Source organism: Streptomyces lichenis, from assembly GCF_023218175.1.
GTDB lineage: Bacteria > Actinomycetota > Actinomycetes > Streptomycetales > Streptomycetaceae > Streptomyces > Streptomyces lichenis.
Map to the genome: position 1 here is coordinate 182,605 of NZ_JALPTH010000010.1, position 25,442 is coordinate 208,046.

At 75.1% G+C, this 25,442-nt stretch carries 11 protein-coding genes; 7 read left to right on the forward strand and 4 right to left on the reverse strand.

Annotated features, from left to right (window positions below; genetic code table 11):
• Positions 1 to 6 precede the first annotated feature (6 nt).
• Positions 7 to 723 carry a CAP domain-containing protein gene (locus M1O15_RS13015; protein ID WP_248633887.1) on the reverse strand — a complete coding sequence of 239 codons (717 nt, stop codon included), beginning with the start codon at positions 721 to 723 and terminating at the stop codon, positions 7 to 9.
• Between the two features lie 299 nt (positions 724 to 1,022).
• Between M1O15_RS13015 and M1O15_RS31640 the strand changes: the two genes are divergently transcribed.
• The 7 genes from M1O15_RS31640 to M1O15_RS13050 all read left to right on the forward strand — a co-directional run bounded on the left by M1O15_RS31640 (position 1,023) and on the right by M1O15_RS13050 (position 14,234).
• Entirely contained in the window at positions 1,023 to 1,304 is a 282-nt protein-coding gene (locus M1O15_RS31640) for an acyl carrier protein (RefSeq protein ID WP_248633888.1), read from the forward strand.
• Between the two features lie 839 nt (positions 1,305 to 2,143).
• A complete protein-coding gene (locus M1O15_RS13025) occupies positions 2,144 to 3,721 on the forward strand; it encodes an amino acid adenylation domain-containing protein (protein WP_248633893.1) in 1,578 nt (525 codons plus the stop codon).
• On the forward strand, positions 3,718 to 8,226 hold the full coding sequence (locus M1O15_RS13030) for a non-ribosomal peptide synthetase (RefSeq protein ID WP_248633894.1): 4,509 nt from the start codon (positions 3,718 to 3,720) through the stop codon (positions 8,224 to 8,226). Before M1O15_RS13025 ends, M1O15_RS13030 begins: the two co-directional genes overlap by 4 nt.
• Positions 8,227 to 8,361: 135 nt before the next feature.
• The gene (locus tag M1O15_RS13035) at positions 8,362 to 10,581 is read left to right on the forward strand and encodes an NADP-dependent isocitrate dehydrogenase (RefSeq protein WP_248633895.1); all 2,220 of its coding nucleotides are present in this window, start codon (positions 8,362 to 8,364) and stop codon (positions 10,579 to 10,581) included.
• 291 nt (positions 10,582 to 10,872) lie between these two features.
• Positions 10,873 to 11,781, forward strand: a complete 909-nt coding sequence (locus M1O15_RS13040; protein ID WP_248633896.1) for a DMT family transporter — start codon at positions 10,873 to 10,875, stop codon at positions 11,779 to 11,781.
• Positions 11,782 to 11,905: 124 nt separating this feature from the next.
• Entirely contained in the window at positions 11,906 to 12,472 is a 567-nt protein-coding gene (locus M1O15_RS13045; RefSeq protein WP_248633897.1) for a PadR family transcriptional regulator, read from the forward strand.
• Positions 12,473 to 12,518: 46 nt separating this feature from the next.
• Positions 12,519 to 14,234 carry an acyl-CoA dehydrogenase family protein gene (locus tag M1O15_RS13050; RefSeq protein ID WP_248633898.1) on the forward strand — a complete coding sequence of 572 codons (1,716 nt, stop codon included), beginning with the start codon at positions 12,519 to 12,521 and terminating at the stop codon, positions 14,232 to 14,234.
• A 118-nt stretch (positions 14,235 to 14,352) separates the two neighbouring features.
• On the opposite strand, the gene M1O15_RS13055 is transcribed toward M1O15_RS13050, so the two are convergent.
• From M1O15_RS13055 to M1O15_RS13070, 3 genes are all read right to left on the reverse strand, one after another.
• Complete coding sequence (locus M1O15_RS13055; protein ID WP_248633900.1) at positions 14,353 to 16,140, reverse strand: RICIN domain-containing protein; 1,788 nt, start codon at positions 16,138 to 16,140, stop codon at positions 14,353 to 14,355.
• Between the two features lie 168 nt (positions 16,141 to 16,308).
• Positions 16,309 to 19,095 (reverse strand): hypothetical protein, encoded by a 2,787-nt coding sequence (locus M1O15_RS31390; RefSeq protein WP_282576677.1) that lies wholly within the window; start codon positions 19,093 to 19,095, stop codon positions 16,309 to 16,311.
• Between the two features lie 223 nt (positions 19,096 to 19,318).
• On the reverse strand, positions 19,319 to 25,330 hold the full coding sequence (locus tag M1O15_RS13070; protein WP_248633925.1) for a hypothetical protein: 6,012 nt from the start codon (positions 25,328 to 25,330) through the stop codon (positions 19,319 to 19,321).
• Between the last annotated feature and the right edge of the window lie 112 nt (positions 25,331 to 25,442).

A 25,442-nucleotide genomic window follows, 5' to 3' on the forward strand; every position in this document is an offset into this window, starting at 1 on the left:
ACCCGCTCACTCCCGTACCCCGAAGTCCTGGACCCACCAGGGCCCGTTGGCGCTCAGGTCCACTCCGACGCCGATGTCCTTGAACGCGCAGTTCAGCACGTTCTTGCGGTGCTCCGCGCCGGCCATCCAGTCCCGTACCGCGTGCGCGGGGTCGTCCGGCCCCCGGTGGATGTTCTCGCCCCAGCCGCGCCAGCGGTAACCCGCCGCGTCCAGCCGGTCCCCCGCGTCCTTCCCCTCCGGGCTGCTGTGCGCGTAGTAGTCGCGGTCGGCCATGTCGGTGGCATGGCCCTGCGCGGCCGAACGCAGCCGGCGGTCCATCCGGAGCAGGGGGCAGCCCGCCCTGCGGCGCTCGGTGTTGACCAGGGCGACGACCCGCCCGGCGTACTCGCCCGCGGTGCCCGCGGACAGCGCGGCGGCGCGACCGGAGCCGGACGGCAGCGGGGCGGGCGCAGGGGCGCCGGGGGTGTCGGAGATGTCGGGGGCGGCGGGGGCGCTGATCCGGGTGACGGGCGCCGGCGGCACCGGTGTGCGGACGGCCGCCGGGCCCCCGCCCGTACCGCCGCCCGTACCGTCGGTGAGTACGGTTCCCACCGCCACGGCGGCCAGCGCGACGACTCCCGCGATCAGGGTGGGGACCCCCTGGTCGGTCCGGTGGTACCGGGCGGCGCGGGGCGGACGACGCCTGCCCCGCCGGTCCCCTTGCCGGTTCTCTTTCGCTGCCATCGCTCGCGTACATCCCCTCGGTCGCGGGGAGTTGGTCCCCTGGTCGCTCGGCAGGAAGGCTTCCGTGGCGGGAACGGCCGGAAACCGCCCACGCGGTGAAACGACCGCAAGAGGTGACCGGGAAGGCCGGAACGGCCTGGCTCCCGGCCTCGGGGACACCTGGGCCGGCACCGAACACCTGTGCCGGACGGATCACCCATGGGGCAGGATGGGCGTGGCCCGCCGGGGTCCGGGTCGGTCGGCAAGACCCGTCCGGTGGGGGAGGGTTCAGGGCCGCAGGCAGCAGGAGGGACTTCCAGGTGGCATCCCCGTACGCGAACAGTGAGAGCACCACGCCGGTCGGACACGGCGGCGATGTGCCGGAAATCGTCCTCTCGGCGGTGGCCGAGGTGACCGGAAACGGACCGCACCTGCTGTCCGAGAGCTTCTACGACTTCGGGGGCACCTCCCTGGACGCCATCCGCGTCTGTCTGCGGGTCGGCAGGGAGGTGGGGGTGGAGATCGCCCCCGAGACGCTTCTCGACAGCGAGGACCTGGCGGAGTTCGCGGCGCTGGTGACGGCCGCCCGGGACGCCCGGTGAGCGGCATCGCCGGTCCCGCCCGGCCCTTGGCCGAGGCCGGTTCCACCAGGTCCACGGCCGAAGCCGGTTTCCCCCGGTCTTCGGCCGACGTGGATGCCGTCCGGCCCTCGGCCGACGCCGGCTTCGCCCGGCCCATGGCCGAGGCCGGTCTTCCCGGGTCCTCGGTTGGCGCCGGTGCCGCCGCCCGGTCCATGGTCGGCGCCGGGTCCCCCGGGCGCCCCGGGCCCTTGACCGAGGCCGGTTCCGCCCGGCCTCCGGCCGCCGACGGCGGTCCAGCCCGGTCCGCGGCCGACACCGATTCCGCCCGGTCCGCGGCCGACACCACCGGCCCCACCCGGTACTCAACCGACACCACCGATTCCGCCCGATCCTCGGCCGCCGACGGCGGTCCAACCCGGTCCGCGGCCGACACCACCGGCTGCGCCCGGTACTCGGCCGACACCACCGATTCCGCCCCGCCCTCGGCCGCCGACGGCGGTCCAACCCGGCCCTCGGCCGACACCGATTCCGCCCGGTCCTCGGTGGACAGCGGTCCTGTTCGGCTTACGGCCGACGCGGGTTCCGTCTGCTCCTCGGCCGACGCTGGTCCTGTCCGGCTCACGGGCGACGCCGGTCTCCACCGGCCCTCGGCCGCAGCCGGTCCCGTCCGGCCCGCGGCCGAGGCCGTCGTCGGCTCCGGTGCCCCGGGCGCCGGGACCGTCTGCGCTCTTCTCCCGCTGCCCGGGTCGGCCGCTCCCGGCAGGGCAGCCGGCGCCGTGGGCGCCGCGCACGCCTCTGGGCCGGGCGGCACGGCCGACGGTGTCGGGGCGGACCGGCCGGTCACGGCCATCCATGCGGCGGTGGCGCGGCAGGCCGGGCTGCGACCGGACGCCACCGCGATCGTCGCGGGGGCCGCGCGGTACTCCTACGCGGAGCTGGACGCGGCCGCCGAGGCCTGGGCCGCCGCGCTCGCGGCCCTGGGGGCCGGTCCGGGCACCTTCGTACCGCTGCTGCTGCCCCGGTCCGCGGAGCTGGTCACGGCCGCCCTCGCGGTACTGAAGACCGGCGCCGCCTATGCCGCGCTGGACCCCGGGTGGCCGGCCGAGCGGCTGGCCGCCGTGACCGACGCCCTGGCCCCGGCGGTCATGGTCGCTCCGGCGGGCGCGACGGCGCACCTGAACGGCCGGCCCGGCGCGGTGTGGTCGCCCCCGGCGCACGGTATCCGGGGCTCCGCGACCGGCACCGGCGACGGGGTCGGCGGCCGACCCGGCACCCAGCGGCCGAAGGGTGTTCCGGTCGGCAGCGCGGCCTACCCGGACGCCGCCACCGTCTACTTCACCTCGGGCACCACCGGCCGCCCCAAGGCGGTGGTCTCCGGACACCGTGCGGTCGTGAGCCTCTTCGGCGACGCAAACCCAGGACCACTGACCGGTGGCCGGGGTGCCCCGGAGCGCGGGCCCGTCATGCCGCTGGCCGCGCCGGTGTCCTGGGACGCGTTCACCCTGGAGATGTGGGGGCCGCTCCTCGCGGGCGGGACCTGCGTACTGACCGAGGGCGGCTATCTGCTGCCGGGCACCTTGCGCGAACTGGTCGCGGTGCACGGGGTGGACACGGTGTGGCTGACCGCCTCGCTGTTCCACCTCTTCGTCGACGAGGACCCTAGCTGCTTCGCGGGGCTGCGGCAGGTGCTGACGGGTGGGGAGACGCTCTCGGTGCCCCGGGTGCGCGCCTTCCTCGGCCACCACCCCGCCATTGCCCTGACCAACGGCTACGGGCCGGTCGAGACCTGTGTGTTCGCCACCGCCCGGCGGGTGCGGCGCGCCGACTGCGAGCTGCCGCACGGCATACCGGTCGGCACCGCCCTGCCCGGGCGGGCCGTGCATGTGCTGGACGGCTCCGGCCGGCCCGTCGTCCCGGGCACCGAGGGCGAGGTCTGCGTGTCCGGTGAGGGGGCGGCGCTCGGCTATCTGGGCGATCCGGCGCTCACCGCCCGGATGTTCCCCACCGTCACCGTGGCGGGGGTCCCGACCCGCGTCTACCGGACCGGTGACCTGGGCTTCCTGGACGGTGCGGGCGTGCTGCACTTCACCGGCCGGGCGGACCGCCAGGTGAAGGTACGCGGTCACCGGGTCGAACCAGCCGAGGTGGAGGCCGCGGCCCGCGCGCTGCCCGGAGTGGCCGACTGCGCGGTGGTCCCCGTGCCCGGGGCGAACGGCGGCTTCGAACGGCTGGCCCTGTTCTACACCGCCGTCCCCGCCGCCCCGGCGCCGGAACCCCGGAGCGTACGGCGGGCGCTGGCCGCGGTGTTGCCGCGCCATCTCGTCCCCGAGCTGGTGCGCCCTCGTACGGCGCTGCCGCTCACCACCCACGGCAAACTGGACCGGTCGGCGCTGCTGGACTCGCTGCGGCCGGCGCGTGGCACGGAGGACCGGACATGACCGGCACCTCTCCCGCCGTCCCGGGAAGCCCCGGCCCCTCGGACTCCGCGCTCGCCCCCATGTCGTACGAGCAGGAGTCGATCTGGCTCAACGACCAGTTCCAGCAGGGTGGAACCGGGCGCTATGTCGAATCCTGGACGCACCGGCTGCGTGGGCGGCTGGACGAGTGCGCGGTACGGGCGGCACTCGACGGAGTGGTCGCCCGGCACGAACCGCTGCGCACCGCCCTGGTCCTGGAAGACGGCCGCCCCGTCCAGCGGGTGGCGCCGGCCGCGCCCGTCCCACTCACCGTACGGCCCGTCTCCGCCGGTGAGTTGGCGGACGCTATCCGGGCGGCCGTCTCGGGTCCGCTGCCCGCCGACCGGCCTCCGCTGCTCCGGGCGGCCCTGCTGCGCACGGCGCCGGATGACGCGGTACTCGCCGTGGCCCTGCACCACGCGGCGATCGACGGCTGGTCTCTGCGGCTGCTGGACGAGGAGTTCGGCGAGCTCTACACCGCGGCCGTGGAGGGCCGTTCGCACCGGCTCCCCGCGCTGCCGACGACCTTCACCGCCTACGCCCGGGCCCGCCGCCCCGAGCCCGGCCCCGGTGACGGTGACGGCGGAGGGCGGGACGGTACGGGCTCCGGCCCGGCTCTGGAGTACTGGCGCCGCACCCTGGCGGGCGCCCCCGCGGAGTCCACGTTCCCGCTGGACCGGCCGCGCCCGGCCGTGCCCGACCATCGGGGCGGCCTGCTGGAGTTCGGCGTCCCGCCCGAGCTCGCCCAGGCGCTGCGCGCGGCCTGCCGCACCCTCCGTACCACCCCGTTCACGTTCCTCACCGCCGCGCTCACCGCACTGCTGGCGCGGCTCGGCGGCCAGGACGACGTGGTGCTCGGCACCCCGGTCACCCGGCGGGACCGGCTGGAGCTGGAACCGCTCATCGCCTGTCTGAGTGATGTGATGCCGCTGCGTGCCCGGCTCCGGCCCGGCCAGACCTTCCGCGAGCTGGTCAGGGAGAGCACCGGAACGGTACGCGGGGCCTTGGCGCACCGGCATGTTCCGCACAGCCGGCTGGTCGCCGAGCTGGCGGGCGAGCGCGTCCCGGGGCGGTTCCCGCTGTTCCAGGTGGTGTTCACGGTGGACGACGCGGACGCGCCGGGGCTGCGGCTGCCGGGTGTCACCGCCGAACGGCTCCACCCGCACAACGGCACCGCCAAGTTCGACGTCTTCCTGGAACTCATACCGCTCGGCCGGGACGGCGGCTACCGGGGGCTGCTGGAGTACGCGACCGGGGTGCTGGACGCCTCGACGGCCGCCCGGCTGGCCGAGCGCCTGCTGGTCCTGCTGGCCGACGCGGTACGGAGCCCGGACACCCCCGTGGACGAGCTGGCCGTCCTACCGGAGGCGGAACGCGCCCTGGTGGCCGAGGAGTTGCCGCAGGGCGGTGCGCTCGGCACCGTACCGCCCCCGCACGCCCACGAGCTGGTCGCGCGGGCGGCCCGCCGTCATCCGGCCGCGCCCGCCGTGCTGGACGGCGGCCGGACCCTGACCTATGCGGCACTCGACGCCGCGGCGGACGCCCTGGCGCGACGGCTGGTCGCGCTGGGGGCGACCGGTCGGCGGGTCGGGGTGCGGATCGGGCGGTCCGCCGAGGCGGTGGTGGCCCTGCTGGCGGTGGCCCGGGCGGGCGCGGCCTGTGTGCCGCTCGACCCGGCGCTGCCCGCCGCGCGCCGCGCCCTGATCGTGCGGGACAGCGCCATGGCGGCCCTGCTGACCACCCGTACCACTCCGGGCGGGGAGGAGGACGGAGCGCTGCCGGTGCTTCATGTGGAGGACTTCCCCCATGGGTGCGCGAACCATGAGAGCCCGGCCGTCACGACGGCGGACGAGGACCTGGCCTATGTGGTCTACACCTCCGGTTCGACCGGTCGCCCCAAGGGGGTGGCGATGCCGCACCGGTCGCTGGCGGCACTGCTCGACTGGCAGACACGGCACTCCACCGCTTCGGCCGGTTCGCGCACCCTGCAGTTCGCGCCGATCGGCTTCGACGTGGCGTTCCAGGAGGTGTTCGCCACCCTGGCGGTGGGCGGCACCCTGGTGGTGGCGGACGACGCCACCCGCGCCGACCCCGACCGGCTGCTGGACCTGGTCGAACGGCACGCGGTCGAACGGCTCTTCCTGCCGTATGTGGCGCTCCAGCAGCTCGCCGAGCACACCGTTTCGACCGGCCGGAGCGCCACCGCCCTGCGCGAGGTCGTCACCGCCGGGGAGCAGCTGTATGTGACGCCCGCCATCAGGGCGTTCTTCGCGCGGGCGTGCCCGCAGGCGCGGCTGGAGAACCAGTACGGGCCGTCCGAGACCCATGTGGTGACCCGGCATCCGCTGACCGGAGCGCCGGACCGCTGGCCGGACCGTCCGCCGATCGGCCGCCCGGTGCCGGGCAGCGCCGTCCATGTGCTGGACGACCGGATGCGGCCCTGCCCGGTGGGGGTCGCCGGTCAGATCTGCGTCACCGGAGACGCGGTGGCCACCGGGTATCTGTCCGGAGGTGGATACCTGTCCGGAGGCGCCGGGGAGCGCTTCGTCCCCGATCCCTTCGCCGAGGACGCACCCGGTCATGGCCGGACGCGGCTGCTGTACCGCACCGGTGACAGGGGCCGGTGGCTGGCCGACGGCACGCTCCGGTTCCTGGGCCGGGACGACGACCAGGTCAAGATCCGCGGCTACCGGGTGGAGCCCGGCGAGGTGGAGGCCGCCCTCAAGGCGGTGCCCGGGGTGACGGATGCCGTGGTGCACGCCGCCGACCAGCGGCTCCTGGGGTACTACACCGCGGCCGACGGCGCCGACCCCGGCGAGGACCCGATCCGTGAGGCACTGCGGGCGCGGCTGCCGCACTATCTGGTCCCCGCCGTGCTGCTGCGCGTCCCCCGGCTGCCGCTGACCGCGACCGGCAAGACCGACCGGGCCGAGGTGCACCGGCTGTACGGGGCGGGGGCGGCCGGTCCCACCACGGCGCCGGGCGGCGGGGCGTCCGCCCTTCCCCGTACCGGCCCCGCGGGTGTGCTGGCGGCGCTCTGGGCGGAGGTGCTGGGCAGCGACCCGACCGGCCCCGAGCAGACCTTCTTCGGCGCGGGCGGGGACTCGCTGCTCGCGGTGCGGCTGTCCGTCCGGCTCCGCGAGAAGCTGGGGGTGGACATCCGGCCCGCCGACATCCTCACCGCGCCCACCCTGGGCGCGCTGACCGCGCTGACCGCCGTACGCGGCCGGACCGCCGCCTCAGCCGAGCGCGTACGGGACGGCCGGCCGACGCTGGCGGGCGGTGCTCCGCATCTGGCCCTCCCTCTGGAGGTCCTGCCGGAGGACATCCGCCCCGCCCCGGCCGGCCCCGCCCACTCGGTCGAAGCCCCGCTCCGCCATGTCCTGCTGACCGGTGCCACCGGCTTCCTGGGCGCCTTCCTCCTGCACGAGCTGCTGGAACGCACCGGCGCCGTGGTGCACTGCCTGGTCCGCTCCCCCGGCGGAGGGTTGTCCGGCCCCGGGGGCGACAAGCGGCTGCGGGCCGTGCTGGAGCGGTACGGGCTGTGGAACGAGGCCTCCGCCCATCGGGTGAGGACGGTTCCGGGCGACCTCGGCGAGCCCCTGCTCGGGCTCGGCCGGCAGCGGTTCGAGGAGCTGGCGCGGACGGCGGACCTGGTGGTCCACGCGGGCGCCGAGGTCAATCTCACCTACGGCTACCAGCGGCTGCGGGCGGCCAATGTGGCCGGTACCGCCGAGGTGCTGCGGCTGGCCGCCGCGTACCGGACCGTCCCGGTCCACCAGGTGTCCACGGTGGGCGTCTTCCCGGCCGCCGGTCCGCCCACCGGGCCGGTGGCGCCCGGCCATCCGCTGGGGGACGTCGGGCTGCTGCGCAACGGCTACGCGGAGAGCAAGTGGATGGCCGAGCGGCTGGTCGAGCAGGCGCGGGAGCGCGGTCTGCCGGTGTCGGTGTACCGGCCCGCGCGGATCAGCGGCTCCAGCGTGACGGGTGCCTGCCAGTCCTCGGACTTCCTGTGGCTGCTGCTGAAGGGGTGCGTGGAGGCCGGGGCGGCGCCCTCGGACTACGTGTCGGAGTTCGACCTCGTACCGGTGGACCATGTCGCCGGGGCGATCGCCGCGCTCGCCGTCGCCCCGCCGGGCCCGGGCACCGGTGGGACCTTCCATCTGGCGAGCGGGCGCCCCCGGCTGTTCACCGCCTGGGTGGAGGAGCTGCGGCGCCTCGGCTACCGCCTGCGGGACCTGCCGCTCGCCGAGTGGCACGGCACCGTGGAGGGGCTGCCGGGGAACGCCGCGTACCCGCTGCTGGGCCTTCTTCCGCGTACCGCCGGGGACGGTCCGGGGAGTGGTTTCCCGCGGTTCGACCCGGCCGCCACGCTCTGGGCCCTGCGCGGCACCCGGGTGGCCCCCGCCGAGGTCGACCGGGAGCTGTTCGAGCGCTACGTCCGCTTCTTCGTCCGGGAGGGGTTCCTGCCCGCGCCGGGCGTGTAGGGGGACGTCCGGCGGGCGTCTCGGAGGGGCCGGGCCGAGGCGCCCGGGAAAGGCTTCCGGGCCCCTTTCGAGATGGCCACCCGTTCGAGATATCTTGATGTCGAGCAATGTTGCAGACGTGGAGCGGAGCACCCGGTGACTGACTCGACCATCATCTACACGCACACTGACGAGGCCCCGGCCCTCGCCACGCACTCGTTCCTGCCGGTCGTCCAGGCGTACGCCTCGACCGCGGGGGTGGGCGTGGAGACCCGGGACATCTCGCTCGCGGGCCGGATCATCGCCAGCTTCCCCGAGTATCTCAAGGAGGAGCAGCGCATCCCGGACGCGCTCGCCGAGCTGGGTGAGCTGGCCAAGACCCCGCAGGCCAACATCATCAAGCTGCCGAACATCTCGGCGTCCATCCCCCAGCTGAAGGCGGCCGTCGCCGAGCTGCGGGAGCAGGGCTACGCGCTGCCGGCCTACCCGGACGACCCGAAGACCGACGAGGAGCGGGAGATCCGCGCCCGGTACGACAAGGTCAAGGGCAGCGCCGTCAACCCGGTGCTGCGCGAGGGCAACTCCGACCGCCGCGCCCCGGCCTCGGTGAAGAACTACGCCAGGAACCACCCGCACCGCATGGGCGCCTGGTCGGCCGACTCCAAGACCGATGTCGCGCACATGACGGAGAACGACTTCCGCTCCACCGAGAAGTCCGCCACCGTCGCCCAGGACGGCACCCTGCGCATCGAGCTGGTCGGCGACGACGGCACCACTACCGTGCTGCGCGAGTCGGTACCGGTGCTGGCCGGCGAGGTCGTGGACGCCTCGGTGCTGCGGGTCGCCGCGCTGCGCGAGTTCCTCACCGCCCAGATCGCCCGCGCCAAGGCGGAGGACGTGCTGTTCTCCGTGCACCTCAAGGCGACGATGATGAAGGTCTCCGACCCGATCGTCTTCGGCCATGTGGTCCGCGCCTTCTTCCCCAAGACCTTCGCCCGCTTCGCGGAGGACCTGGCGAACGCCGGCCTCACCCCGAACGACGGCCTCGGCGGCATCTACAAGGGCCTGGAGTCGCTCGCCAACGGCGATGAGATCAAGGCCTCCTTCGACGCCGAGCTGGCCGAGGGCCCGGCCCTGGCGATGGTCGACTCCGACCGCGGCATCACCAACCTGCACGTGCCCAGCGATGTCATCGTGGACGCCTCCATGCCCGCGATGATCCGCACCTCCGGCCACATGTGGGGTCCGGACGGCCAGGAGGCCGACACCCTCGCCGTCATCCCCGACAGCAGCTACGCGGGCGTCTACCAGGTCGTCATCGACGACTGCAAGGCGAACGGCGCCTTCGACCCGTCCACCATGGGCTCGGTGCCGAACGTCGGTCTGATGGCGCAGAAGGCCGAGGAGTACGGCAGCCACGACAAGACCTTCGAGATCCCGGTCACCGGCACCGTGCGCGTCGTGGACGCGGACGGCGAGGTCGTGCTGGAGCAGGTCGTCGGCGCCGGCGACATCTTCCGGATGTGCCAGACCAAGGACGCCCCGATCAAGGACTGGGTGAAGCTCGCCGTCACCCGCGCCCGCGCCACCGGCGACCCGGCCGTGTTCTGGCTGGACGAGGAGCGCGCCCACGACGCGCAGCTCATCGCCAAGGTGAAGCAGTACCTGCCGGAGCACGACACCGAGGGCCTGGCCATCGAGATCAAGTCGCCCGTCGAGGCGACCCGCTTCTCGCTGGAGCGCATCCGCCGCGGCGAGAACACCATCTCGGTCACCGGCAACGTGCTGCGCGACTACCTCACCGACCTGTTCCCGATCCTGGAGCTGGGCACCAGCGCCAAGATGCTGTCGGTGGTCCCGCTGATGAACGGCGGCGGCCTGTTCGAGACCGGCGCGGGCGGCTCCGCCCCGAAGCACGTCCAGCAGCTGGTCAAGGAGAACTACCTGCGCTGGGACAGCCTGGGCGAGTTCCTGGCCCTCGCGGTCAGCTTCGAGCACCTGGCGCAGACCACGGGCAACGCCCGCGCGCAGGTGCTGGCCGACACCCTGGACCGGGCCACCGCGACCTTCCTCAACGAGGACAAGTCGCCGAGCCGCCGCCTGGGCGGTATCGACAACCGCGGCAGCCACTTCTACCTGGCCCTGTACTGGGCCCAGGAGCTGGCCAGGCAGACCGACGACGCCGAGCTCGCCAAGTCGTTCGAGGCCCTGGCCAAGACGCTGTCCGAGCAGGAGCAGACCATCGTCGACGAGCTGATCGCGGTCCAGGGCTCGCCCGCCGAGATCGGTGGCTACTACCAGCCCGACCCGGCCAAGGCCTCCGCCGTGATGCGCCCCTCCAAGGCCTTCAACCAGGCCCTCGCCACCCTCGGCTGACGCCACCAGACTGACCCGGCCCCCCGGTAGGCCGGCGCTGAGTCGGCAGCCCCACCACCGCCCCGGTCGGACCCCCGACCGGGGCGGTGCCGCGTCATACCGTGTTCCTACCCGGAGCCCGTGGCCGGTCCGCGACCCGCCACGGACGTGCCCCACGCGGCGGAGGCCGGTTCGCGGGCGCCTCAGGCGCGGGCCACCATGGCACGGAGGACGGCGCCCGGGTGATCGCGGGGCGTGCCTCTCGCCCGGGCCGCCCCCCGAGGCGACCGCCGAGCGCCGGAGGTCAGCACCGTGCACACCCTGCTCCCGGTGGTCCTCGCCCTGTGCACCGCGTTCGCCAACGCCCTCGCCACCGTGCTCCAGCGGATGGCGGCGCTGAGCGTGCCCAGCACCCAGGGGCTGCGCCTCGGGCTGCTGCGGGACCTGGCCCACCGCCCGGTCTGGCTCGGCGGCATGGTGGCGGTGATCGTGTCGGCGGTCTGTCAGGCCGCGGCCCTGGCCACCGGGCCGCTGACCATCGTGCAACCGCTCTTCGTCCTCGAACTCCCCTTCGCCCTGGTGATCGCCTCGCTGATCAGCCGCAGCGCCCTGCCCCGGCCCGCCTGGGCCGCGGTCGCCGCCGTGGTGGTCGGGCTCGGGGTGGGCCTGGCCGCCGCGGACCCGACCGGCAACCGCACCCATGTCCCGCTGGACCGCTGGGTGATCACCCTCCCGGTGTGCGCCGGGGTGGTGGCCCTGCTGATCTCGGTCGGGCTGCGGCGACCGCACGGCCGGACCAGGGCGGCCTGTCTGGGTCTCGCCACCGCCATCAGCTACGCGCTGACGGCCGCGCTGATGAAGCAGTCTATGCACACCCTGGACCTGGAAGGGCTCGGGGCCTTTCTGACCGCCTGGCAGACCTACGGCTTCGCGATCGCCGGCACGGCGGCGCTGTTCCTGCTGGGGCACGCCCTGCAGTCCGGCCCGCTGGTCGCCTCCCAGCCGGCGATCACCCTCGGGGACGCCCTGGTCAGCCTCACCCTCGGGGTGGTCCTCTACGAGGAGCGGATCCGCACCGGCTGGTGGCTGGCGCCCGAGCTGATCGGCCTCGCCCTGATCGCCACGGGGGCGGTGGCCTTGGCCCGGCTGCCCCTCGCCGCCTCACTCGTCGCGCCTCCCGCGCCATCCGCCCCACCCGAGGACCGGCCCCGGCGGACGTAGCGTGCTCCGGCGTCCGACCCACCCCGCCCCGCCTCCGACGGTGCGGGAGGGGGGTGAGGCGTGTCTCATGGGTGCGGGGGCGTTGGGCGTTGCTATGCAACTGGTTGCATAGCAGGATGGGGGCATGGCGCTCGAACACGCGATCCTGGTGTCCCTGCTGGAGAAGCCGGGGTCCGGGTATGAGCTGGCCCGGCGGTTCGAGCGGTCCATCGGCTACTTCTGGACCGCCACCCACCAGCAGATCTACCGCGTCCTCAAGCGGATGGAGACCGACGGCTGGGTGGCCGCCCGGGAGGTGCCCCAGCAGGGGCGGCCGGACAAGAAGGAGTACTCCGTCGCCGACCTCGGTCAGGCGGCGCTCAGCTCCTGGCTGCATGAGCCGATCGAACCCGAGAGCGTCCGGCACGACCTGGCCGTGAAGATCCGCGGCGCCGCCTTCGACGACCCGGCCGCCCTGGTCCGCGAGGTCGAGCGGCACCGGCAGGTGCACACCGACCGGCTCGCCCACTACCTGGCCGGGGAGGAACGGGATTTCCCCGGGGAGTACCCGGCAGGGGCAGGAGTGGAGCCGGACGCGGAACGGGAGCTGCAGCATGTCGTGCTGCGGGGCGGTATCGCGTACGAGCGGATGATGATCGCCTGGCTCGATGACGTCCTGACCACGCTGCGCCGCTTCGGACCCGGGCGCTGAGTCCTCAAACCAACCGACAACCCTCAAGCCCGCAAGGCGGTACCCCATGGCCGACGAGCTGCTGTTCAACCCGCGCACCTACGACCCCGCGCACTTCGATCCGGAGACCCGCAGGCTGCTGCGCGCCACCGTCGACTGGTTCGAGAACCGGGGCAAGCGCCGGATCATCGAGGACTACCGCACCCGCGCCTGGCTGGGCGACTTCCTCGCCTTCGCCGCCGAGGAGAAGCTCTTCGCCACCTTCCTCACCCCGGCGGGCGAGGGCGCGGGCGACCAGCGGTGGGACACCGCCCGGATCGCCGCGCTCAACGAGATACTCGGCTTCTACGGTCTCGACTACTGGTACGCCTGGCAGGTCACCATCCTCGGACTGGGCCCGGTCTGGCAGAGCGGCAACGACGCCGCCCGCGCCAGGGCCGCCCGACTGCTCGCCGAGGGCGAGGTGTTCGCGTTCGGGCTCTCGGAGAAGTCGCACGGCGCCGACATCTACTCCACGGACATGCTGCTGGAGCCCGACGGCGAGGGCGGCTTCCGCGCCACCGGCTCCAAGTACTACATCGGCAACGGCAACGCGGCCGGGCTGGTCTCTGTGTTCGGCCGGCGGACCGATGTCGAGGGCCCCGACGGGTACGTCTTCTTCGCCGCCGACAGCCGCCACTCCTCGTACCACCTGGTCAAGAACGTCGTGGACTCGTCCAAGTTCGTCAGCGAGTTCCGCCTGGAGGGCTACCCGGTCGCCGCCGAGGACGTGCTGCACACGGGTCGCGCCGCCTTCGACGCCGCCCTCAACACCGTCAACGTGGGCAAGTTCAACCTGTGCACCGCCTCGATCGGCATCTGCGAGCACGCGATGTACGAGGCCGTCACCCATGCCGCCAACCGCGTGCTGTACGGGCGCCCGGTGACCGCCTTCCCGCATGTGCGGCGGGAACTGGCCGACGCGTACGTCCGGTTGGTCGGTATGAAGCTGTTCAGCGACCGTGCCGTCGACTACTTCCGCACCGCCGGTCCCGACGACCGCCGCTACCTCCTCTTCAACCCCATGACGAAGATGAAGGTGACCACCGAGGGCGAGAAGGTCATCGACCTGATGTGGGACGTCATCGCCGCCAAGGGCTTCGAGAAGGACAACTACTTCGCCCAGGCGGCCGTCGAGATCCGCGGCCTGCCCAAGCTGGAGGGCACGGTCCACGTCAACCTGGCGCTGATCCTGAAGTTCCTGCGCAACCACCTGCTGGAGCCGGCCGACTACCCCGCCGTCCCCACCCGGCTGGACGCGGCCGATGACGCCTTCCTCTTCCGGCAGGGCCCGGCCCGCGGCCTCGGTTCGGTCCGCTTCCACGACTGGCGGCCGGCCTTCGACGCGTACGACCGGCTGCGCAATGTCGCCCGGTTCCGCGAACAGGCGGACGCGCTGTGCGAGTTCGTCCGCACCGCCGCCCCCGACGAGGCGCAGAGCCGGGACCTCGACCTGCTGCTGGCCGTCGGCCAGCTCTTCGCGCTCGTCGTCCACGCCCAGCTGGTCCTGGAGCAGGCGGCGCTGACCGGCCTGGACGACGATGTCCTGGACGAGCTCTTCGCCGTCCTGGTACGGGACTTCTCGGCACACGCCGTCGAGCTGCACGGCAAGGACTCCGCCACCGAGGAGCAGCAGTCCTGGGCACTCGGCGCGGTCCGCCGCCCCGTCGTGGACGAGGCCCGCTCCGCCCGCGTCTGGACCCGGGTGGAGGCCCTGTCGGGCGCCTACGAGATGCGTCCCTGAGGGACCCGGTAGGAATCAGGTCCGGGGCACAACGGCACTCGCCGCCGTCGGGAGTACGACGGCGGCGAGGCGGTGTTCGGTTGATCGCCCTCGGGAGGTCAGGGGACCCCCGGCGGGGTCAGGCGAACGACCAGAGGTGGTCGTCGCGCAGGTTGCAGTCGAAGATGGTCAGCCGGGCGTCCCGGCCGCCGCTGCCGTCGTAGCCGGAGACGTCCAGGCAGCGGCCCTCGCTGGAGTGGTTGCGGATCCAGAACTTGCCGTCCGACTTCTTCTCCAGGTACCAGAGCTGGTTGTCGGCCGAGCCGGGGCGGCAGTGGAACTGCGAGACGTTCGTGCCGGCCGGCTTGCCGCCGAAGTCGGGCAGGTCCAGGCAGAGGCCGTCCTTGCCGTTGCGGATGGTGAAGAGGTCCGCCCCGTCGGGGCCGGCGCCGGGCGCGGCCACGGTGAAGTCCCACAGCTGGTTGTCGGCGCCCGTGGCGTTGCAGTCGAACTGGTTGACCGGGCCGTCGACCTTGCCCTTGTCGTAGCCGGGGACGTCGGCGCACATGCCCGTCATGGCGTTCCTGAGCTGGACGTTGCCGACGGAGGCGAAGTTCGCGCTCTGGGGCAGGGCGCCGCCCTGACGGGTCGCCGGTGCGTCCTCCTTGGGCGCTTCCTCCTTGGGCGCCTCCTTCTTGGGGGCCTCCTCCTGCTTCGGCTCCTCCTTGGGAGCCTCTTCCTTGGGGGCTTCCTTCCGGGGCTCTTCCTTCTTGGGGGCCTCCTCGGGCTTGGGGGCCTCCTCGGGCTTGGGGGCCTCCGTCGTCGGCGCCTTCCTGGGCTCGGCCTTCTTGGGCGTCTCCTTCTCAGGTTCAGCCTTCTCGGGCTCGGCCTGCTCGGGCACGGCCTTCACGGGTTCGGTCTGCTCGGGCTCGGTCTGCTTCGGCGCCTTGCGCTCGGCTGCCGGCTCGGCCTTGTCCTGGGCGTCGGCCTTCGAGGCGGGCTCGGAGTCGTCCTTCACCTGGGGCGCCGGGGCGGGGGCCTTGCGGGAGCTCTTCGCCGGCTCCTCGTCACGGGCCTCCGGCTCGGTGGCCGGCTTGGCCGGGGCGTCGGCGGTCCGCTCGGACTCCGTCTCGGGACCGGCCGGCCGGTCGCGGTCGTTCGCCGGGTCCGTGGCGGGCTTCTTGGACGACTCGGTCTCGGGCCGGGCCACGACCGAGGGGCGCTCCTCGATGCCGGGCTTGCGGACCTGCTGCGTGCCGTCCTCGGCCACCCCGGGGAGGGAGGGCTTCAACGAGGGCTTCAGCGAGGGCTTCAGGGAGGGCTGGGCAGCGGTGTAGTCGTCCCCGGGCTGGTCGGCGGCGGGCGCCGGGTCCTCCCCCAGGACGGTGTCGTTGGCGGGCGGGGTGCGCTTCGTCTCGCCGCCGTCGCCACCGTCGCCGTCCTGCGGCTCCAGGGTCTCCACCACGGAACCGCCGACGGGCACCTGCTGGATGGACGCCTCGTTGCGCTCATCGTCGTTGCCGACGCCCAGCAGCAGGAACGGCGCCCCGATGAGGACGGTGCCGGCGATGGCGGCGGCCGCGAGGAGCGGCTTGTTGGGGCGTCCGGTGGGCGGCTCGTCGCCGCCGGCGGCTGCCGCGGCCGTCCCGGTACGGGAGGTGGACGGCTCCACCACCGAGGCGGCGCCCCAGGCTGAGGCGGCACGCGCCCCGGCGCCCCGGGAACGCGTCCGGGGACGGGCCCCGGCGCGGCCCTCGGGGCGCGAGCGGGTGGCGCTCGCCGTACCGGTGCGCGCCGCTCCACCGGCTTCGGCGACCGGCGCCGTCGCCGTGGGGGCGGGGGCCGCGGGCTGCTGGGCTGCGGCCGTTCCGCTCGCCGCGGCGGCAGCACCGCGCGGTCCCAGCGCCGCGCCTGGGTCTCCTGGCACGGCGGGCAGGACCGCCGCGCGTCGTATGGCCGGGCTCGACGTCTGCGAGCCGCCTTCTTGCTCGGGCATCGACACTCCTGGGTCTCCAACTCCTGTGAGAGCGGTGGGTGGTGGGCTGCTACGGAGGGGGATCGGGGGCGGGTTGGGGATGGTTCGGGAGGGTGGGGGTCATCCGGCCGGGGGGCCGGGTGTTCCCAGGGGGCCCACGCAACGGTCGGGCCAGACCAAGGCGGACGGGGCGGGGGTGGTCGGGTCGGGGTGCAGGGCCTCGTCCAGTCGGGCGAGCACCGCGCGGTCCTCGTCGTCGAGTCCGGCGTGGTCGTCGGAGGCCGGGGGCATGGCGGTGGGCGGCAGTTGGCGGAGCAGGACGAGCGGGGTGGGGCGGTCGGTGCGCACATCCAGGACCCGGAAGGCGCTGCCCGGTGGGAACAGGATCTCGTCGGGGGCGGTGGGCGCCCCGGCCGCGTCGGGCACCGCCGGTATCCGCCGCCCGGTGACCGACCAGATGGCGTACGCGGCCTGCGCCGGGCCGGGGCCGTCCACTCCGCCGACGGGCAGAGCGGTCACGGCGGCCGGGTCGCGCAGTACGGTCCCGGGCCGGGGCGGCTCGGACGCGGCTGCGGGCCGGGCGCCCCGGAGGGCCGGGCCCTGGAAGGACGGCAGGCGATGGAGGGCGGAGGAGAGGCAGGCCGCGTAGGGCAGCAGCCGTTCGCCGCCGGCGCGCAGCTCGCGGTCGAGTTCCCGGTGGCCCATCGGGCCGTCCGCCACGCCGAGGTAGAGCAGCAGGGCGACCAGGTCGGTGCGGACCGCGACCTCCTCGGCGTCGCGCAGGGCGGGCAGCCGGGTCAGGGTCCTGGCCACCGTCGCCGAGTGACCTTCCCAGACCTCCTCGGCGAGCAGCAGGAACGCCGTGCGCTCGGCGTCGGTGCTCTGGCGCTCGGGGACCGGCGCCACCGCTGACGATGGCGGTGCGGGGATGGAGGGCGGGGTGGTGGCCGGAGGGGTGGTGGTGAGGAGGGGTGTGGACGGGGGCCGCGGGGAGGTGGGCGGGGATGCGGGCGGCGGAGTGTGGCGGAGTCCGGGCCGGGGTGAGGATGCGCCGGTGGCGGTTGCCTGACCGGCAGCGGTGGCGGTGGCGGTGTGCGTGGTCGGTATGCCGGGCGCACTGGTGGTCGGGGCGGGGGCCGCGGGCTGCCGTCCGAGGGAATCGGCGGACCGGGGCGGCATGCTCCCGGTGGTGGTGGTCGGTACCGGCCGGGGCGCGGCCGGCTCCTCGGCCTCCAGGGGCCGTACAGGGGAGGCCGCGGTGGGAGCGGGCGTGTCGGGAGCGCTCTCCGAACGGGCGACCGGCCCGGAGGCGGTCGGGATGGGGGCGGGGGCGGGAGCTGGAACGGGGGCGGGTGCGGGGGCGGGGAGGCCGTACGGGGTGGCGGGGGTGGGGGCCGCAGTGGCGGCGGGTCGGCCGAAGCCGCCGAAGCGGACGCTGCGCAGGGCGTGGTCGGTGGCGAGGCGGCGCAGTTCCCGGCCGCCGTCCTCGGCCTTGCCGTGCACATGGAGCCGGGCCCGGGTGCGGGTCTCGGACGGCAGGGCCTTGAGCAGCCGGGTGAGCGCCGGGTAGAGGGAGTCGTCCAGGGCCTCCCCCGGGCTGCCCACCTCGATGGCGGGGCCCTCGGCGTCCACCGGGCGGGTGGCGGGCGGCGGCGTGGCGTCCCGGCGGCCCACCAGCAGGCCGGCCCGGCTCACTGTGACCTGCCAGTGCTCGGACAGCTGGATGACGCCGTGGTCGAGGTCGCCGGAGCCCGGCAGCGGCGGGCTCCAGCGCAGCAGCCGCGGTTCGTCGGCGCCGGGCGGGCAGAGCACCGCGTCCACGTACGGCTGCCAGCGGGGTGCCCCGTCGGCGCCGAGCAGCACGGAGCGCACGGTCTCGGTGCCGGCCGCGTCCGTACCGGTGAGCAGCGGCAGTCCGCTGTAGACCACCACGTCGGAGCCGACCAGTTCGGCGGCGGACCGGCCGGCCGGGAGCGCGTCGCGGCGGCCGCCCGGGGCGAGGCGCAGGGCGGATCTGGCCTTTTCGGGCAGGGTGGTGACGACATCGGCCAGGTCCTCGGCGGGGAGGTCGTCGCCGTCCGGCACACCGAGCACCAGCAGGGGGCCCTGGGCGTCGATCGGGACCGCGTAGCAGAGGTCGTCGGGGGCGGGGGCCCGGACGCCGCCGGGGCGGATGAGCACCCCGGCCGGGATCTCCTGCACGACGCTGCCGCCGCGGGTGCGGCTCGGCAGCCGTCCGGGGCCGGGCTGCCAGCCGGGGGCGGGCTGACGGGGACCGAGCGGGACGGGGGCCGCGCCGGGCCGGAAGTGCCACCAGCCCCGGTCGGCGGGGGTGGGCGGTGCGGCCGTCCGGGCCGGCTTCCGCCCGGTCGTGGTGCGGGGGCGCGCCCTGGTCTTCCCTGGCTCCGTGCCGCTGTGGCCGTCGGCGTCGGGATCCCCCGGGTGGTGGACGAACAGGCCGCCGCCGGGGACGCAGACCACCGTCCCGTCGGGCGCGAGCACGTCCAGCTGCCAGGCGTCGGCTATCCGCCGGGCCAGCGCCGAGCGGTCGCCCGGGCGGTCGTCACCGGAGCCGGACATCACCAGCCGGACGGTGGTGAACCCCTCGTCGCTCAACTGGTCCAGCAGGGCGCCCAGTCGGGGCCACAGCTCGGTGGCGGACTCCTGGTCGGCCCCGGCGACCAGGGTCACCATGCCGGGGTCGTCGGCCTCGACGCAGCGGACCAGGTCGGCTATCTCGGTGGGGCCGAGGAGTTCGTCGGAGGGCTGGCGCAGCAGCACCACCCGGTCGTACTCCTCGACCAGGAAGCCGGTGCGGGCGCCCGCTCCCCCGGTGCCGGTGACGGTGCCGGTTCCTGCGGTGGCCGGTGGTGGGGCCTCGCCCGGTCGGCGGGTCCAGCGCTTCACCGGTCGCCTCCGAGCGGGTCGCTTCCGAGCCGGGCGTCTCCGAGCCGGACGCCTAGGAGTCGGGCGTCTCTGAGTCGGTCGTCTCCGGGCCGGGCGCCTCCGATCGGCGTCACGGATCGACGCTTTTGGGGGCTTTGGCCAACATGACGTATTCGCACGGTAGTTGCCTGCCAGGTGAGAAGTCTGTCCGGACCGGATGGTACCGGTTGGGACGGCCGGAAGGTCATGGTGAACCTCCCAGGACGAGGTAGCGCGTCCCGTCGAAGCGCAGCCGGACGGTCGTGCCCTCCTCGGTGGAACCGAAGAGGTGGACCCGCCCGTCGGGATCGGTGACCTCCAACGGGACGCCGAGTGTCCGGGCGGCGAAGGCCCACAGGGCCGCCGGGCCGTCGTCGGCGCCGGGGCGGAGGTGCCCCGCGTCCGGGCGGCCCAGCAGCCAGCGCAGGTGCTGGAGCGGGGTGAGGCCCAGCTCCTCGACGGTCAGCGAGCCGCCGAGCAGCACGGCCTGGGCGTTCTGTCCGACGCTCAGGACCACGTCGGTGCCGGCCAGATCGGCCACCGGCACCACATGGTCCCGGTTCAGCGGCGCGGCCCCGGCCGCCTCCAGCGCCGCGAGCAGCGCCTCCTCGAAGGGCTCGCCTCCGGTCGGCGGCGAGGGTACGGAGGCGGGGTCGGTGTGCGGCAGCGGTACGGCGGCGAGGGCGGGTACGGGGACGGGGTCGCCGTTCCGCGCCGGCTCGGGCGCGGGGTCCGGGGCCGGGGTCGGAGTCAGGGCCGGGGCCGCTTCCGGCGCCGGGGCCGGGGCCGGTGTGGCCAGCAGGTCGAGGGTGAGGGCCGGTTCCGTCCCGTGGGGGGTGTCGGGCAGCAGGTCGCGGGCGCGTTCGGCGGCGCGCCACAACTGCTCCAGGGCGTCGTCCGGGTCGGGTGCGGTGATGCCGGCCGCCCGGGCGAGCGCGAGGAGCGCCGGTTCGTCCGCGCGCGCCGGGAACGGGGCGGGGGCGGCCAGCCGGTCCAGGGCCCGGCTCAGGGCGCGTTCCCGGGGTCCGACCTCGTCCTCCTCCATCCCGTACAGCCGGGCGGTCCGCCGGTCGGCCGCAGCCTCGGCCCCCGCCGGCTCCCCGATCTCACGGCCGAGTTCGACGGTGAAGCCGAGTCCGCTCTCCTCGGCGAAGGCCCGCAGATAGGCGGCCATGCCCTCGGCCTCGGCGCGGGTGGTGAAGCGCCGTGCCGAGCCGTGCAGTTCACCCCAGTTGAGGACCACCCGGTCGAGGTCCTGCCAGCTCAGTCCGCCGTGGATCTGCGTCTCGAAGTAGCGGCCGACCGCCGCGTAGCCCGACTCGGCGATCTCGCGGCGCAGTTCCGGGTCGTGGCGGAAGCCGGTCGCCTCCGCGAGCGCCAGCCGGACGCGCTGCTCCTCACCATGGGCGAGCAGCGGGAAGACATGGGCGTTGTCCGTGTACGAGAGCACGCCTCTCTCCTCCCGGTCGGCGCTGTCCCCCGGGGTGTGGGTGACCCGGGCACGCACCGACTCCTTCCAGTGCAGGACGGCACTTCCGTAGGAATAGGTTCCACCGGCCTGCGCCGGGGAGACCAGGGCGGCGTAGAGGGGCAGCTCGTCCGGGTCGGGTGGGTGGAACTCGCCGCCGTTCGGGCCGTCTTCGGGGGTGCCGCGGGTGCGGCGCAGCGCGGTGGCGTAGCCCTGGAGCTCCTCGACCCAGCCCCGGCCGGGGCGGCTCGCCGTGCCGCCGGTGGTACCAGTGGACCAGAAGGAGCGGAAGGCGGTGTCGGCGGTCAGCGCCTCGGCCCGGGTGGGCACGGTGCCGTCCGCGCGGGGTGTGCCGCCGGCCGGGCGGGCGGCGAGGTCCTGGTTGGTGGCGATGGGCAGCCGCCGGACGTGGTCGTGCGCGGCCTGGGTGATCTCGGCCGTCGCCGCCGGGTCGTGGACCGGGTAGCGGGTGCCGAGGGTGCGGTTGAAGTGGGCGATCCGGGCGGCGAAGGCGGCACGTTCCCGTTCGTGGAAGAGTTCGCCGCGCTGCTCGGCCGCGAGCAGGGCCCAGGTTTGGCTGGGGGTGAGGCGCTCCCAGCCGTCCCGGTAGGCGGGGTCGCCCGGGGTGCGGGCGGCGTGCAGCCGCTCCAGGTCCTGGGCGTCCGGCACCATGTGCCGGTCGGGCCGACCGGTGCGGGCGGCCGGTTCGGAGGCGTGCGCGGTGAGCGGCGGCCGGTGCCGGGTGCCGGGCAGGGGGCGGCTGATGGCCTGCTTGGCGAGCTCCCGCCGGTCCAGTGGCGTCGGCCCGGACAGCTCCCCGTTGGCGGTGGTGCTGCTGACGGCCACGGGGGCGGTACCGCCAGGTCCGCCGGGCCGGGGCGGGGCGAGCAGCAGCGGGGTGGCGGACAGTTCGGGGTCGGGGTCGGAGTGGGGGACGGCAGGGGCGGACGGGTCCGCCAGGGCCGGGTCGGCGGAGGCCGGGTGTCCCGGGGTGGGGTCCGCCGCATCGCCGGCCGCCCCGGTCATGAACTGCCGGAACGCCTCGTACCGTTCGTTCTCCGCCGCCACCGCGCGCAGCGGGTTGGCCGCTGGTGCCGAGGCGGCGTCCGGGTCCGGGCCGTAGAGCCGCTCCAGCAGGGGCAGCAGCAGCGGCTCGTTCTCCCGCACCCAGGCGGGGCCGTTGTTGCGCGGCTGCCCGGTGGTGCCGTCGGTGCCGGTGTTGACGCCGAGGTAGGCCATGGTCAGCTGGGCGAAGAACTCGTCCTCGTCGGTGGCCGAGTAGTTGGCCGCGTCCCGGCCCCGGAGGTCGTGGGCGGGCCCGTCCGGCCAGGGCGCGTCCCGGCCCGCCCTGCGCAGTTCGCGGAAGCGCCGGGCGATCAGCTGCTGCTCCTCGTCGGAGAGCGCGGACCGGTGCAGCAGGTGGGCGGTCTCATGGACGAGGGTGGAGGTCCCGTCGTGGTCGGTGCCGTACCAGGGGACCGGGGAGGCCTCGCCGAGCAGGTTCTCCTCGGGCACCACGGCCAGCGCCAGTTCGGGGGCGGCGGCTCCTCGGGTCGCCCGGTAGCCGCGCGGGGTCCGGGTGGAGAAGTGGAACCCGCGCAGCGCGTCCAGCGGCAGATCGCGGGGCAGCACCATGATCGCCCCACCGGCCAGCAGCAGGGCCTCCACCGCCGCCGGGTCCTTGAGCATCCGCTCCAGCCGGGTGTACGCCGTCCAGCGCGCCGACGCCGGGCTCCCGGCCCCGTCCAGCACACCCACCAGCAGCCGGGCCGCCACGGCGGCGAACCGCTCCGCCGTCAGCCGGGCCCGCAACTCCCGTACGAAGGCGGGCTGGCGCGCCAGCCACCGCCGGGTGCCGTGGTCCAGCAGCGGCAGGCGGTCCAGCAGCTCCTGGTACTCCAGCGACCCCAGCTCCCGCAGGGTCCGCGCCGGGTGTTCCGGCGAGCGCGGCGGCGGGATGTGCACCGTGCCGGTGGCGGGCGGGGGCGGCACCGGCTCGGGCCCGTACAGCCGCTGGAGCAGCGGCAGCAGCAGGAGTTCGTGCTCCCGCACCCAGCCGGCGCCGTTGTTGCGGGGCAGGCCGGTTTCCGGGTCGGTGCCGTGGTTGGTGCCGAGGTACGCGCTGCTGAGGGCGGCGAAGAGCTCGGCCCCGCTGTGCGAGGAGGAGTTGGCCGCGGGCCAGCCGTCCCGATCGTGGAGCGGCCCGTCCGGCCAGGGCGCGTCCCCGCCCGCCCGGCGCAGCTCGCGGAACCGCCGGTCGACCAGGTCGCGGTCCTCCTCGGCCAGGCCGTGGTGGTACAGCGTCCAGGCGATGTCCCGGACGGCGTCGTCGGCCTGGGCCGGGCCGCGCGGGCGGCGGCCGGGGCCGGGCCAGTCGGCGAGCAGGTCCGAGCGGTGGACCACGGCCATCGGCACCTCGCGGGTGCCGCCGCTGTCGACGGCGGCGGCGGCCTGGTCGCGCAGCTCGTCCTCGGTCTCCTGCGGCAGGCCGTCCGGGAGGACCAGCAAGGTGGCCCGGGCCGCCAGCAGCCGTTCCGCCGTCTCGGGGTCCGCCAGCATCAGCGCCACCCGTTCATGGACGTCCAGGGGTACCCGGGGCGTCCGCGGCGGGCCGTTCGGGCCTTCCGGCACCACCACCAGCAGCCGGGCCGCCACCTGGGCGAAGCGCCGGGCGGTCGAGTCCGCCCGCAGGCTCTGCCGGAGGTCGGGCTGCTCCGCCAGCCACCGCAGCCGGCGCTGGTCGACTGTCGACAGGTAGTCGAGCAGTTCGTCGATCGGCAGGCTGACCACGTGGCGGAGGACGGCGTAGGGGTCGTCGGGTTCCTCGGCCGGGGGCACGTCCAGGGGGCCGCCGTCCGGGATGCCGGGGGCGGTGGCGGGCCCCTGCTCGGCGCCGCGCGGGTCCGGGGCGCCGGGGACGGTGAGCAGGGGTGTCGAGGAGGGCGTGAACCGCAGACCGTACGGGCTGCCGGAGGCGGACGCGCTGTCCGCGGGGTCGTTCAGGGCGGCCATGAAGTCCCGGAAGGCCGCGTACCGGGCGTTGTCCGCGGCGGTGGCCGCCAGCGGGTTCACCGGCACGCCGGGGGCGGCGTCCGGGTCCGGGCCGTACAGCCGCTCCAGCAGCGGCAGCAGTGCGGGCTCGTTCTCCCGCACCCAGGCGGCACCGTTGTTGCGGGGCCGACCGGTGCGCGGGTCAGTGCCCTGGTTGGTGCCCAGATAGGAGGCGGTGAGCTGGGCGAAGAACTCGTGCTCGTCGGTGGCCGAGTAGTTGTCCCGCTCCTGCCCGTCCCGGTGGCGGCGGGGCCCGTCCGGCCAGGGGGCGTCCGGCCCGGCGGCGCGCAGCTCCCGGTAGCGGCGGGCCACCAGGGCCCGGTCCCCGGGGGTCAGCCCGCCCTCGTAGAGCAGATGAGCCAGCTCGTGGATGGCGGTGGAGTACCCCTCCGGCTGCGGGCCGACCCCGGCGATGCCGGTCCGCTCGCCGAGCAGGTTCTCCTCGGGCACTGCGGCGACCAGGGTGGTGAGCGCGGTCATGCCCCGGGTGGCGTCCACCGGGCGGCCGTCCGTGCCGTGCCGGTGGGCGGTGAAGCCCTCCACGGCGCCCAGCGGCAGCCCGGTGGGCAGCAGCGCGACCACGCCGCCCGCGGCGAGCAGCCGCAGCGCGGTGTCCGGGTCCCGCAGCAGCCGGGTCAGCTGGCTGTACGCCTCCCGGCGGGCCGAGGCGGGCCGCTGCGTGCCGTCCAGGACGGCGACCAGCAGCCGGGCCGCCGCCTCGGCGAACTCGGCGGCCGGGAGGCGGGAGCGCAGTGCGGTCGTGAAGTCGGCCCGGTCCGCCAGCCAGCGGCGGTGCGACGGGTCCAGCAGCGCCAGCGCGTCCGGCAGCTCCGGCCCGGGCAGCGCCGCCAGACGCGCCATCAGTTCCTCCGCGTCGGGCGGTGCCACCGGGCGGGGCAGCCGTACGGTCGTCTCGGCCGTCTCGATGATCTCGGGCGTCCCGGCCGTCTCGGGGGTCTCGCCGGTCTCCGGGGCGGACTGGGTGGCGGGTCCGGCGGGGATGGCGTCGCTGCCGCGGTAGTGCTGGTGCTCGTGGTCGTAGTGGACCTCCACCACCTGGCCGCCGGTGGGGCCGTAGCGGTCGGTGACGATGGTGGAGAGGGAGGTGTCGTCCCACTGGGCGACGTCCACGGCGAGGCCCAGCGCGTGCGCGGCCAGGGTCAGGAAGACATCGCCGTAGCCGCCCGCCCAGCTCTGGTTCCAGGTGCGGACCGCGGACAGCAGCCCGCGGCGCTCCTCGTCGGTGAGCGGGGCGTCGCTCTCGAAGTAGGCCGCGGCCACCTGGGTGCGCAGCTGCGCGTCGGTCAGCAGCTGGGGACCCGGTACGCCGTGGGTGCGGGCGAGGGCGAGGAGCTGGGCGCGGTCGGTGCGGGCCGGGTTGCCGACGCGGGCGGCGAAGTCCTGCATCCGGGCGGCGCGGAGCTGGCGCACCACCTGGGCGGGCAGCCGTCCGCCGTCGCGGGTGGTCTGCTCCACGTACGCCCTGATCCGGGCCTTCATCTCGGCGATCACCTGGTCCGCCACCGGGTGGCGGGGCAGCGTCCCGGTGAGGGAGTGGCCCTCGGCGCGGCGGCGCACCTCGTCGCGGACCCGCGCGGTGTCGGCGAGCCAGGCACGGGTGTTCCGGCCGGTCCCGGACGCCGGGACGAGTTGGTCGCCGACCAGCCGGGGCGCGCTGATCAGCAGGGCGTAGAGCATGCACTCGCCGTTGGCGACGGAGCGCAGCGGGTTGCCCGCGGCGGGGGTGCGCTGCTGTGCGGTGCTGCCACCGGGGGCGGTGAGGGCGGCTCCGGAGGAGGAGGACTGGCCG